This is a genomic window from Streptococcus oralis (assembly GCF_001075875.1).
Lineage (GTDB): Bacteria > Bacillota > Bacilli > Lactobacillales > Streptococcaceae > Streptococcus > Streptococcus oralis_I.
Map to the genome: position 1 here is coordinate 1 of NZ_JUOS01000093.1, position 12,850 is coordinate 12,850.

Here is a 12,850-nt window from a genome sequence, read left to right on the forward strand (position 1 = left end):
AAAAACGCTTGAAATCAGCGTTTTTCTTATGTATTGATTCGTATTGAATGCTTACTTCACTTCTATAAAAAGATTAAATAATTTCTATTTTAGCTGTTAGAAACGTTGGTACATCAATGTTTTTAGAATGCTACATAATAAAAGGTAGAGTGAATGGTAGAGTAGTAAAAATAGTTGTTATCCTAGTTGATTAAAAAAATCTCTGATTTCCTCATCTTTTATAAAATAATATATAATTTTCCCCTCTCTTCTAGTATCCAAGATGTTTTGATTGGCTAGTTTACGAAGATGGTGGGAGGTAGATGCCATACTGAGATTTAGTAAACAGGCTATATCACAGACACAGAGTTCTTCAACAGCAAGGAGATAAAAGATGATATTTATCTGTTTATTATCGGTAAACTTTGATAAAATACGAAGTGATTTTTGGACTTTTTCCTTTTCAAGGTAGTTCGTTGCGGTTGTAACATTTTGTTGATTTATAATATTCACTTGGCATATACTATCTTTTTTCATAATTTTTTCTCCTAGCCGAACACAGTCCTTAGCATGTCAAAGCTGTTGTTTTCAATCAGGATATACATCCCCAATCCTAAATAAACAACGGCAATAAACCATCTGCTATATTTTTCCAAAGTTTCTCCAACAGAAGGGACTTGTGCCAATTTTTGGGCAGAAAAAACCAAGAGATAAATCATGACTAGAAAGGTAAGTAAAGCCACTATCAAATTCGCTAAATTTAAGGTAATAAAATATGGGACAAAAACACCAATATTGTCAGCACCACAACTTGCAAAAGTAATCATAGCGACTAGAAAAATCAGGTTTTTATTATCTTTGCGCAAACCATCTTTTGCAATAGCTTCTCCATCAGAATCTCCTAAAAGCAAAACTTTGAGCCCTAGGAAAATTGGAATCAAACCGAGCAAACCTAAAATCTCTTTACTAGGAATATAATTTAAGACAAATGCAAAAAGTAAACTTAGCAATATTAGACTAACAGAGCCTAGAAATTGTCCTAAATAGATGTTAATGATGTCTTTTCTGCTTTTTCTTTTGGCAAAAAATAACATTAGGATAATAAGTAAGTCTACGGCTGTCCCAGAATACAGGATTATTGAAGTAACAACATTTTGAATCATAAAACACCTCATTCAAATATATTTTTGAATGTATTTTAACATTAAACTTTGTAGATGTCAACTTCAGCTCCATCAAAATATAGATAAGAAGGTAGGGTACCAAACATTAAAAAGCTCTGCCATCGAAATGATAGCAGGGCTTAATTTCAATATCTAAATGATATATTTATCTAAAAAAGGTAGAGAAAAAGGTAGAGTTTGAATTGAAATACAGTGCAATATATCGCATTTGGCAAAAAGAAAAAACGCTTAAAATCAGCGTTTTTCTTATGTATTGATTCGTATTGAATGCTTACTTCACTTCTGTAAGGGTTAAATAATCAATCTGTAATCCTTGTCAAATCAAGGAGTACAGGCTTTTGAAGTAAAAAGGTAGTGATAAAGGTAGTGATTGTATTAATCCGTGAGTTCTTGTAATTTATCCAGAAAAATATCAACTGCTTCGAATTTTTTCTTTGGTGCTAGTTCAGCATATGTATCCATAGTTGTGGTAATAGACTTATGTCCCATCCTATGTTGTAGCTCTTTCCAGTTAGTTCCGGCATTGAGCATCATAGAGGCATGTGTATGTCGGAATAGGTGAAACCCATAATTTGGTAGTCCTAATTCGATAAGTCGTTTTTTTAGAGTTGCACGCTCATTTCTATCACACATATAATTTCCATAAATCGTTGGAAATATCAATTTGGATCTTGGTAAATGATGTTCTTCAAAGTAGAGACTCATTTCTTGATGAAATTCTCTTAGTCCTTCTAAAGTTGATATTGGAACAGCAACTCTACGATTACCGGCATCAGTTTTAGGAGAATTCTTACAAATGATCCCTCCTTTTTTGTTCAATTTTTTATTAGCACTTTTCCACATTAAAGTTTTATTGACAATGATTTCATTAGTTTCAAAATCAAGATCAGTAATTTCTAAAGCTAATAGTTCATTGATTCGTAGTGCTGAAGCCAGTAATGTATTACAAATGATTTTAAACCGCCGATTTGCTCTCGTGTTTGGTAGTGTGTCAAGGTAAGCTAGCCAAAGTTTTAAATCCTCATCATGAAGGACCATGATACGTTCTTTAATGGCTTTGGGTTTTGGTGGTATCTTGATTGTCTTTGCAGGATTGGTTTTCAAACCGCAATTTGTTATTCCAAAATCAAAAATATCACTCATTTTATGTGCCATTGCACCAAAATCTTTTGCACTGCCTTTCGGGGCACGTTTTTTTCCAGATTCAATTGCTTGTTTGGCTTTTTTTACTAATCGATTTAGCCATAATTGAATATCTGATGCTTCGATCTGCTCAGGTTTATAATTGCCAAATTGTGGAATGATGTAAGTATCTAAGTACCCTCGAACACGGTTTATTGTGTTTTGCGAAGATACCCAAGTTTTAAAATGGCTAAACCAAAATTCAGCTAAACTTTCAAAATTACCAATTTGGATAGTTTCTTTAATAGTTGACCCAGATTTTTCAAATTGAATTTTGGATTCAACAATTTTTCTATCTAAAGCTTTTAATGTTTTAGCAGTGATTGTTCTTGTAATTCGCTTACCAGTCTTAATATCTGTTCCGATATAAACACCTTTGATTGAATAGCTTATTTCACCGTTCTGCTTGGTAGTTTTTATAACTTTTTTATTGTTGTGTTGAATGGTTTCTTTATTCATATTGCCTCTTAATTCGGATATTTAAAAGACTAAAATAAGACCCTCACCTTCTTTTAAGATGATTTTATTTTAGCATATTCCTGAGTTGTTTGTTGCATTCCTGCTTTACTATTAAGTTGATAGAAATTTAATGATGTCTTGCCGTTTATAGTAGACTGTTCTCGTTCCTTCAATAGGTGGTTCCAGACGAGCTAGTCCTTTTCTTTCCCAACTCTTCAGTGTGTTAGGTGATATATTCAATTCTTTTAGAACTTCTTTTTGAGTTATAATTTCCAAGTGATTGGAGTTGCTTTTTTTGTCAAGAAGGTTCACCAATACTTGAAGAAGATTTTCAATTTTATCTAGTTTAACTTGTTGTAGTGTATCCATATAATTATCCTTTCTAATGTCCAATAACATAGGTAAATTGTTTGGCAGTTTCTGCATCAAATGTGCGGTAACTAATGACCCCTAACCCTTTTACATTACACTCTGATACGAGAATTGAACCATCTGATTTGACCTGTTCCACAAATGAAATGTGTCCGTATATTGGATCAGCTCCAGCTTGTCCAGGGCTAAATGATAGTGCAGAGTGTTCTGTTGGTGTATGGGTTGTTGTGAAACCTGGCTTATTCATCCATTGTCCACCATTTCCCATAAATGGATCAAAGTTAATTCCGACTTGTTTTCCACGGTTGAAGACATACCAGGTACATTGTCCCCAAGGATAGGTACTAGTGATATATCCTGTGGTATCAATAGCTGTTGTCAAACTATAACCTACAGGTATATCATTTGAAGTTACTCCTCCACCATCTCTAGTTTTTCCTGTAGTTTGTTCAGGAGCTTTTGGTGTTCCTCCATGTTCATCGATGAAGGCATCCAGTTTTTGCATGGTTTCTGCACGTCTTTTTCCTGATCCGGTGGTATCTGTGAAATAGACCCCACCATCAGTTGCTGGATTGAGTGTTCCATTCGCAAACTTTTTAGCTTTGTCATCTTGAATTTTGAAGGTTTGGTTCTTATTTCCAATGATGGTTTGTTGGGTTAGTCCAACAACAGCAATCTCATCATTAAAGTTATTGGCATATTCTGGATTGGAGTCATAGGCTCCAAAACCAAACATATTGGCTCCAGGATTAGTGGCTACTCCAGCAGTTCCAAGGGAGCTTTCATTCAGTGCGATCGCAACGATTCCACGGACATCAAGATTAGATTTAGCTTCCCATTCGAGGAGTTTTTTCCCATTAATTCGGTTCTTATCATAGGAGATTCCTAACGTATCTAAAAAGCCGTCTAATTGCTCTGCTGTAATACCGAAGCGATGAACCAGTAGGTTGTGAGTATAGGGATCTCCATCTGACCAGTGATCCGCATAAGTCACTCCATTTTGGGATTGGGGTGAGCCATTCGTTCCACCACCTCCGACAGCTCCCATAAGGATAATGATAATGAGGACCGGTAGAAAGAGAGGAATGAGACCAGCTAATAGAAACCATTTTAGTTTTTTCATCGAATCTCCTTTCTAGTTAATGTCTTATATAAGCAGTGAACAGGACAGTCCCAAAACGCCATTTAGCATCTAGAACGACTGAATAGGACTTAGTTTGTAGGATGATTTGGTCTCTTTCTTGTTCTGTGACTGGAAATAAAAGAAGGAAATCGACTGAGCGTTTTCCTTCTTGGTAGGCCTGATAAAGAGTTTCTTCAAGAACTCTTGGAAAAGAAGTTCTTGAGCGTATTTTGGTATTCATATCATTCTCCTCTGAGTTGTTTTAAGCGTTCTGTTAATCGGTCTCTTCGTTCAATATTGGCTCTCAATTTATCATCTCGTGTCATGGTTTTTCTGTAAGCACGAGTGAAAGCATTCGATCCTTGAGCTTTATACATGGCTTGAGGGTCTTTATATTCCTCTAATTTGCGCTCAATACTATTAATGCGGAGTTGTTTAAATGGAGAAATCCATTCTTCTTTAAGAGTTTGGAATTCCTCGCTTGAACTTGGTGTTGGCTCCACTGTGATTGGGGATTCCATTGAAGGAGTTGGTGTTTTTTCTTCAATTGGTTTAATCCCCTCAAGTGTTGCCTTTGTTTTCGGAATGCTTGGTTCTGGGGCATCTGGACTTACTGGAGTCTCAAGTGTTTCTGTTGGGAGCACTTCATCAGGTTGGTGCTCTGATTCCTTATTGGTAAAGAAAGAACCAACATTTTGGAAGTGACTTTTGGCATTCATCATCATTCCAGCTCCGAAACCAGCACCTGCCAAGGCAAAGTTCCCAAGGTGTTGAGCAGATGAAAGACTTCGTGATGGTACTTGTGAAGCCACTTCTCGAGTTTTTGTGATCCCACTTTCAACTTTGTTTCCAATATCACTTGCCACCATTCGAGCTTTGGATCCAAGAATGAATTGGAGCAATTCAGCTTTGTATTTCCATAGAAAGAAATATACGAGTCCTTTTGAGACAACTGAAATGAGTAGTTTAAAGACAAGGCCAAAGATAATCAAGGATGGGAGTGTTTTAAGAATGCCATCAAAGCCTGTAATGATAATGTTTTCGATCATTTTTTCAATATAGAAGACTAATAGAGTTAATAGACTTGTGATAGCTGGGAAAAGTAACCCACCAAACATGACTTTTAGAACTCCAAAAATCAAATCTTGCATTCTGGGCACAAAGGACATCAATAGCACAATTGGGAAGAGCAGGATCATCATCAGGACGAGTGTCTGAGCAATGACATTTAACATTTGAATCAAGATAACAGGTATCGCTAATACAAAAGCGTCAAAAATTTTAAATATGACATAAAACATACGAGTAAAGATGAAATCAGGCATTGCCGAAACCCAACGGTTCTTTTCGCCATCGTCATTAGCTCCATTTCCTAGTTCATCTAGATATTTGGAGCGGTCTTTCGATTTAACCGCTTTAAAGTTTCCATTTTTATCTCCTGTTCCTAGTACCTTACTATCATCAAATGCCTCTTCCTTCCCATTTTGACTGTTCTTATATTTTCCATTTTCTTGTCCAGTATTAACAAAGACATAGGCTTTATAAGATGTTTCTGCTATATAGCTATCTGCCATAGAATCACCGATTTTGATCGTCTTATTTTTTCCATATTCTACTTTAATATGAGTGATATTTTTAGTGACCTCTTTAGAGACATTATTGATTGTATCAAGCAGATAAAGACCACCAGAAGTCCCTGCAACTGTTCCAAAGTAACCAAAGCCAAGGATGAGAACTAGAAAAACATGAAGGAGTGTTCTTGAAAAGGATCCTTTCGAAAAGAAATATTGATAAAAAAGGTAGAAAGCTAAAATCAGAAGCAACATTGAAACGAGTGATTGCTTGGCAACTCCACTTCCATTTGAACCGATAAATCCTTTCCAGATATTCATTGCTCCATTAAATACATAGTTTTTATAGCTAGAGTAGAGATCAATTTTTTCAAGAATTCGTATCAGCAAAGAAAAGAAGCCCACCACTGCGTTTAGAATGAAAAAGAAGAAGTTGACGAAAAGCTCATTAATCAGAACCCAAGCCCCATTAAAGGAAGCGAACCCAGTAGGCTCCATATAGGATTTGAGAGAGAAGATATCAACTCCTCTTAGTTTGTCAAAAGCTTCTTGCATGGGTTCACCTCCTAACTAGCGTATTTATTTTCAAGGCTTGATGATACCGTAGCTTTCATTGGTTTTAGAAGCATATCAATATCTTCAAAGATGTTGTGTACAGAGATCATATTGAGATTACCATACACGTCATAGTACAGGCATTGACCAGAGATCATATTGTCAATCCATTCGAGATTGCTTTCAGTGGCTTCGAGATTGACGTGTTTTAGGATATCTTCCCGTTCAGACTTTTCATAAAAGGCAAAGATGGTCCCAAATCCAGTTGTGTCATCATCATTTTCTGCATCATGTACAGATTGAGTAATCAGTGCCAAGGTATTATTTTTGGAGCGTCCAATCCGACGCATATTTTTGATAACGGCTTTTCCTTCTGCGGACTTCATAAGAATCCATGCTTCATCAAAGAACTCAATGGTATCTTCATTTTCATTTCGTTCTCCAAAGTGGGTACAGAAGGCACCAAGCGCAAACATGAGGGCGATAGAGTTGCGTTCATGATCTGAAATTTTTGTGGAATCGTCCTTTGGTAGTTTGAGGTTATTGACCTCTAGAATGGTCACTCGTGATTCATAGTTAAGTCCTTGAGTGGTTCCATCTGAAAAGGCTAGTTCCAAGATAGAGTTTGTGACAATTGAGGTCAGATAACGACCAACCGAAGCAATTTCAGAGGAAGTAGAGTCTCTCAGAACTTTTAGGACATGTTTAAATCCGACTTTCTCACCAGCGACTCGTTTTTCTACAATCGCATTAATAGCTTCTGTGATAGCTGTTTTTTGATCCATCGTGACATCATCTACAGCTTGTAGTAGAAACTCAAGCATGTTTTTTGCGACTTCTACAGCTTGTTCTTTATCTAGAACAACAATAGGATCTAAGACTCCGTGGTTTGATGGTAGTGAGCTATCCAGTGTCACAAAGTTAAAGTTCTCAATCTGTTTCTTGCGTTCAGGATAGAGACGTGCAAATTCAGGTGAGTTGATCACTTCTTGGTAGTGATTTCTAAGTTCACGTTTAGGGTCGATATAAAGTGTTTTGACATTCTGTAAAGCCACACTTAAAAAGATGATCTGAGCAAGGAAGGATTTTCCTTGACCTGTTGCCCCCGTAATAATGATGTGTGGGTTCTTGGTGATCTTTCCAGCGATATCTTCTTTATTTCCGACTGTCGCATTGTAGAGGACAATGTTCTTTGAGGAATCAATAGCTTTTGCAATATTGTCCCAACGGCCTGTCCAGTTATCTACTCGACCGATATACCAACCGATACGATTTCCAGAAGAGGTATTGGTGAAGGGCATGAGTTCTGAAAATCCACGAGCTGTGACCATATGTGTCCAGGTGCGAGTTTTCTTTTGGAGGTTTTCTCCATAAAGCAGAGCTTGAAAGAGATAAGGTCCGTCTTGAGAGGCTTCACTGATTTCAACGCCCATATCATCAAAGTAATTCAAAACTACTTGCCGTCTTTGTCGTAGTTGGTTCACACTAGAAGCAGAAACAATCAGATAGGCTCCATATTCGATGATATCTTCCTTGTTTCCGACTTTCTTCATTAAGTCCTTTAGGGAGATGGAACCCATGATGATCTCGTCTTGTTGAACAGTATCAGTATTTTCTGCCTCTTCCATGATGTTTCTGTAACGTGTATTCGATCGTCCCATTCGACCTTTGATCTTACCGGTATCAATGAATTCTGCCTTGATTCGTAGTTCAACGGGGAAGTTCAAACGTTGGATAAATTCGCCAAGATGAAAACCGTTGAATTGAACAGGAAATTTACCTACAGGAAGAATCGTCACAAAAGATGAACCATAGGGGCTTTCTAACTTGAGAAAGCCACCTTTTAAGACTTTGATCAAGGTGTCTGTGATATTGAATTGAGCACGATTGGCGAGCACCTCCTTCTTGTAGTGAGGAATATAGCGGAGGTATTGCATCCGCTGGTAATAAAAGAGTTCTTCATTGGATAAACGCTTTGCCCGAAGAACTGAGAAGGCTTGGAAAATGGTGAATTCATCACTTTTATAGTCTTCATACCAGGTGGGACATAATTCATATTCATAGCCAAGACCCTTTGCGATCTTTTCAGTGAACTCATTAAAGCTCTCATAGGCCAAGTCTTTTACTGTAGCTCCATGATTTTGTTTGCGTAAAGTCACTCCTACGACCCAGTCAAACTGATAAGGGATTTCCATTTCATCTGTTAGGCGATCCACTGTGTAGAGAAGAAGTTCTTCTCCTAGTTCACGACTGTCATCTGCTAGAGCATCTGAAAAGTCTCTCATTTTCTCTTCTAAGAGATAGTCTTTAGGGATCAGAGATATTTCAAAGAACTTGTTTTTCTGGAGCTTCTTCATCATTTGAGCAACCGTAATTTTATGTTTGCCCTTTTTTTCATCATCTGTAATTGTGATGGGAGTGTTTGGAATACGATAATAAGCAACGACTGTTTGATCTTTTTTGAGAGCTAGATTTTCATGTGTTTCCCTTATAGGATAAGTTAAAGTAATACTCATAGGTCCTCCTTTTCTATAGATTTGTTTTTTCAAAGACAATTTCTTCTACAGGCTCTATCCGATCTTCATGGTAGATAGCTTTTTTATTGATCTTAAAGTCCCAAAAGTAAATTAGGTAATCTCCAATAAAGACGTGCATCTTTTTACCGTGAGGCTCGTATTCAGTATAGAACTTAGCCAATTTGTAAGGGAGATACCAATAGAGCAAGAGAGAAATTGAGTGAGTGATTTTTGCGAGTGGCACAAAGATAAAACCTCCAAAGAGTAACATGGCCACAAAGACGATGATAAAAACAATGAAAAAGGACAACTGCATGGGTGTCGCAAAGTACCATAGTCGAGTGCCCTTTTTTGTCTTGATTTCTTGGATCCAATAAGGAGCATTTAGGCCCTTACTGTAATCATAAAGTCTTTCTTCATTCATACTTAGAGTCCTGATTCAATACCGAAGAGTCGCAGGAACCAGCCGACTGCTTTTAGGATATCTTGTCCTTTCGCAATTGAAACAATAACGGCATAGAAACCAACGACAGAGAAGAGTTGAAGCCAAGAGCTGTTCCGCCAAGCCTTGATCGCTAAGAGCACGGCAATAGCTGTCAGGATCCAAATTCCATCACCTTGAAGGAAGGTTCGTAGATTGTTTGTATTCATAGAGTTCTCCTATTCTTTATCATTTGCATAATTTAGTGGAATGGTGTGTTCTAGTTTTGAGACATAGTAGGTCTTTTCTTTTTCTGAGAGAGTAAAGGTGAAGTTTTCCGAGTGAGTGGTCCCTCCAACTTCAAAGGTAGCTTGGACATAAGCGATTAAATCATCACCGTCCTGTTTGAGATAAGTGTAGTCGATCGTTTTGAAAGTGCTATTTGCGATGATATCCACATCCTTAGCAATCAGATTAAGATTATCTTGGCTTGTGGTGTAGTTGGTAAAGAAGACCTTGAGGAATTTCTCTACTTTCTTTCGCTCGCTGTCTGAAAAATGATCATTGGCAGTGAGTTGGAGCTTATCATCTTCGCTAAAGTGTCCAGCTTGTGAGGATTCAATGGCAGAAAACCAAGGAAGGCCAGAAACGTAATATTTTCCATCTTTTTCATCAAAAGGAATATTGAAACCTGTCACAATTTCTTTTTCTTCTGTGTTGTTATCCCGATGGATGCTTTCCTTGTATTTAACCTTATAGGTCGCAACTTTCCCTTCTACAGTCACTAACTGAGAATAGACAAGTGAGCTGGGATTTCGAACTTGCCCTTGAGATTTTACTTCAGGGATGAAATTGTAAAATTTATTTAAGTAGTCAACTTGAGCTTTTTGTTTATCGCTTTCTTGTGGAAGAGTGAAATAGGCATAGACGTAGTCATTCAAGTAATACTGGAGTTTATAGTCATATTTTCTACTCGACTCCATAGGCTGTGTCTGTTGCTTTTGGGTGGATTCTACTTGGGCTTGTAGTGTACTTACCTTATTTGAGAGTGTGATAGCACGGATAGATCCCAAGAAACCAACAAAAAGGAGGAAAGAAATTCCTCCTATGACTGCGATATTGACGGTCTTTTTATTGGTGACTTTTAGCTTTGGTGGGCCTCCTTTTTTCTCCACCTTTTTAAAGTGTGAAAGATATTCTTTCGCTTGAAGCAAGTAGCGTTTAGCTTTATCCATAGATCCTCCTTTAGAGACCAGCAAGCTCAATGAGCTTTGATCCTTTTGCATAAAGGCGCTTATTGGCTTTTTCGATCTCGCCATTAATGTAATAGTAGCCTCGTAGCTCAGCTTGGAGTTTTTCGATTAGGTCAGGCTTTAGGTCTTTGGCTTCTTCTTTTTTTAGGAGACTATTTAATTCTCCAGCCTTGGTCCAAGCCTCTCTGTGATCTTTCTTTTTAAGTAATTCTCCCAGTTCATTCGTGACTTGAGAGACTTTCTTTTCAAAAATAGTTTTAGTGGCCATTTCAATTTCCTTTCTAAATTTTTCTTGATTGTCTTTGATGGTCTTTTGGATATAAGTAATGAGTGAGGGGCGCATTTTTTTATTTACGCTCAACACTTGACCATCTAGCGTGAAACAGGCATGTTCATAGTCATAGAAACCTTTCGCATCTGGTGGTTTTTCGGTAGATCTTCCAGCGCATTCATAGTAGAAGTCTTTGCCTTTTCGTAAGAGAATGTACATATGCCAGAATTCTTGTTCTGGAAGAAGCAGAAAGTCTGCTTGATAAATCTTCTTTAACATCTCAAGAAGCCTCAAGCAGATCATCGTAGCCTAGAGCTTGGTAGATAAAATCTGAATCAAACCAGAGCCAGTCATTGATTTGTCCTTCTGTTGGAGTATCGCCAGAGAAGATATCTTCACAAATGACGGTTAGAGTATCTACTCCACCACGTTCACGGACAGTGTTCAAGGTGGTTAGTCCACCAGACCAAGCTTTAAAGTTTTCTAGTGAATTGATTTGAACTTTGTATTCCATATAGTTTTTCCTTTCTAGTGTTCATAGTGTTTATTGGCTTTGAGAAGTCGTAACATGGCTTTTCCTCGATCAGTGATCTCTCCGCTATTCTGAATCATTTTCATGTATTCTGTTTGGAGGATCTTGTCTGCTTCAGTGACTAGTGCAAGAGAGTTCGCAACTTGATAGGTCAGCCAGCGAATCGTTCGCTCAATACTGTAAGGCTGTGGGTTGGTTGAGAGTTTTAAGGGTTCGACACCTCCAAAGAGCCGTTGCCATTTTTCATCGGGTTTATAGGCGCCAAATCGAGTGAGACCATCATAGACTTGGATTTCTTTGTTTATGATGCCTCTAGCGATTTCTCCGAGGTCTACACCGTTAATGTATTCCTCCACAATGCCTTGAGCTTTCTGATCTGAAAAACGCAATTCATAGCGATTCCAGATACCAAAAATCTCCAAGGATTCGTCCAAGGAGATGTTTTCCATTCGAGCTATTTCATAGCGCTTTTCATAAAAGTTAAAGTAGAGTTGACTTTGACGGCTCCCAAAGTAAATGGACAAGCCGTGATTCGCTTCCATGTCTTCATTATCTGTGAAAGATCCACCACCCGTGATATTCCATTTCTTGATCGTATCTAGAACAATCTCTTTGGAATAGAGTTTATCAATCAATTTGGGAATTTGAATTTGTTCATCCTCGTGACCGTAACCCTTATAGAGTTCATCTAGAGCGATATCGAGTCGCTTCACCCGAACATCTTCATAGGAATAAAGAATGTTTTGAAGAAAGATCTGCCAAGTGATCCCCTTGTCTTCTAGAAGCAATTCCAACTCACGGCATCCTTGACCGGATAGTTGGAGACAAGTTTGGTAATCATTGGTCACAGACTTATCAAAGAAATCAAAAATCCAGATGTTCCCTCGTTGCCATAAGTGGGTATAGTTCATGAGACGAGTTTCTTGGTCTGTAAATTCGCTTAAGTGACAGTGAAGGAAGTTTTCACAGAAAGCATCTAAATCCTTTAATCTCGGAAAGGTCAATCGTAGATAATCGATCTGAGCCCGAAGACTGTTTTTATCGCAATCTTGATAGTAACCAAGTTTTTCTTTAAGTTCTCTAAACTTATCAATCGTCAGTCCTCTTTCGCCTGTTTCATAAGAGCGGTAGGTTCGTGTAGGAAGATCAACAGCTTGTGCAAATGCTTTTTGACTAAGTCCTGTTTGTTTTCTGAAATTCTTAATATGAAAAGGACTAATTTTGTCCATTCATCGCAACACCTCTTTCTAACAAAGTGACACACTTTTTTGACGAAAGTGACACACTTCATAAAAATTGAAAACCCAACTCCCATAAGGAATGAGGAGGGGTGGACTTGGCGTATTTGCCAAATGTAACCCCCCTATTAGAAATAGTGGGAAAATCTTAAAAAAAGCCCTTTAAAATAAGGCTTTTTAGATACTTATTTATT

General features: G+C 37.6%; 15 protein-coding genes. 1 reads left to right on the forward strand and 14 read right to left on the reverse strand.

Translation table 11 applies throughout. The annotated features are described in order from the left end of the window. Positions 1-177: 177 nt before the first annotated feature. The gene (gene cadX, locus ADM33_RS05765; protein ID WP_049503684.1) at positions 178-516 is read right to left on the reverse strand and encodes a Cd(II)/Zn(II)-sensing metalloregulatory transcriptional regulator CadX; all 339 of its coding nucleotides are present in this window, start codon (positions 514-516) and stop codon (positions 178-180) included. A gap of 11 nt (positions 517-527) precedes the next feature. Next, a complete protein-coding gene (locus ADM33_RS05770) occupies positions 528-1,142 on the reverse strand; it encodes a CadD family cadmium resistance transporter (RefSeq protein WP_000615745.1) in 615 nt (204 codons plus the stop codon). Positions 1,143-1,170: 28 nt separating this feature from the next. Here ADM33_RS05770 and ADM33_RS11720 point away from each other — a divergent pair, with 28 nt between their 5' ends. Further along, entirely contained in the window at positions 1,171-1,299 is a 129-nt protein-coding gene (locus ADM33_RS11720; protein WP_080982696.1) for a FanG protein, read from the forward strand. Positions 1,300-1,538: 239 nt separating this feature from the next. On the opposite strand, the gene ADM33_RS05775 is transcribed toward ADM33_RS11720, so the two are convergent. The 12 genes from ADM33_RS05775 to ADM33_RS05830 form a co-directional block, all read right to left on the reverse strand. After that, positions 1,539-2,804, reverse strand: coding sequence for a tyrosine-type recombinase/integrase (locus tag ADM33_RS05775; protein WP_049503686.1), 1,266 nt, complete (start codon positions 2,802-2,804; stop codon positions 1,539-1,541). Between the two features lie 111 nt (positions 2,805-2,915). Next, on the reverse strand, positions 2,916-3,173 hold the full coding sequence (locus ADM33_RS05780) for a MerR family transcriptional regulator (protein ID WP_049503689.1): 258 nt from the start codon (positions 3,171-3,173) through the stop codon (positions 2,916-2,918). A 13-nt stretch (positions 3,174-3,186) separates the two neighbouring features. Further along, on the reverse strand, positions 3,187-4,299 hold the full coding sequence (locus tag ADM33_RS05785) for a CHAP domain-containing protein (protein WP_049503690.1): 1,113 nt from the start codon (positions 4,297-4,299) through the stop codon (positions 3,187-3,189). A 16-nt stretch (positions 4,300-4,315) separates the two neighbouring features. Next, the gene (locus tag ADM33_RS05790; RefSeq protein WP_049503692.1) at positions 4,316-4,540 is read right to left on the reverse strand and encodes a hypothetical protein; all 225 of its coding nucleotides are present in this window, start codon (positions 4,538-4,540) and stop codon (positions 4,316-4,318) included. Between the two features lies 1 nt (position 4,541). Next, on the reverse strand, positions 4,542-6,425 hold the full coding sequence (locus ADM33_RS05795) for a hypothetical protein (RefSeq protein WP_049503694.1): 1,884 nt from the start codon (positions 6,423-6,425) through the stop codon (positions 4,542-4,544). 11 nt (positions 6,426-6,436) lie between these two features. Then, on the reverse strand, positions 6,437-8,941 hold the full coding sequence (locus ADM33_RS05800) for an ATP-binding protein (RefSeq protein ID WP_049503696.1): 2,505 nt from the start codon (positions 8,939-8,941) through the stop codon (positions 6,437-6,439). A gap of 13 nt (positions 8,942-8,954) precedes the next feature. After that, positions 8,955-9,365 carry a conjugal transfer protein gene (locus tag ADM33_RS05805; RefSeq protein WP_049503699.1) on the reverse strand — a complete coding sequence of 137 codons (411 nt, stop codon included), beginning with the start codon at positions 9,363-9,365 and terminating at the stop codon, positions 8,955-8,957. A gap of 2 nt (positions 9,366-9,367) precedes the next feature. Beyond that, a complete protein-coding gene (locus ADM33_RS05810) occupies positions 9,368-9,592 on the reverse strand; it encodes a TcpD family membrane protein (protein WP_001095596.1) in 225 nt (74 codons plus the stop codon). Positions 9,593-9,601: 9 nt separating this feature from the next. Continuing rightward, positions 9,602-10,597: a conjugal transfer protein gene (locus ADM33_RS05815; RefSeq protein ID WP_049503701.1), complete on the reverse strand. Its 996-nt coding sequence runs from the start codon at positions 10,595-10,597 to the stop codon at positions 9,602-9,604. 10 nt (positions 10,598-10,607) lie between these two features. Next, positions 10,608-11,165, reverse strand: coding sequence for a hypothetical protein (locus ADM33_RS05820; RefSeq protein ID WP_049503705.1), 558 nt, complete (start codon positions 11,163-11,165; stop codon positions 10,608-10,610). 1 nt (position 11,166) lies between these two features. Beyond that, positions 11,167-11,400, reverse strand: a complete 234-nt coding sequence (locus tag ADM33_RS05825) for a hypothetical protein (RefSeq protein ID WP_000456042.1) — start codon at positions 11,398-11,400, stop codon at positions 11,167-11,169. Between the two features lie 14 nt (positions 11,401-11,414). Then, positions 11,415-12,647 carry a replication initiation factor domain-containing protein gene (locus ADM33_RS05830; protein WP_049503708.1) on the reverse strand — a complete coding sequence of 411 codons (1,233 nt, stop codon included), beginning with the start codon at positions 12,645-12,647 and terminating at the stop codon, positions 11,415-11,417. Positions 12,648-12,850 lie beyond the last annotated feature (203 nt).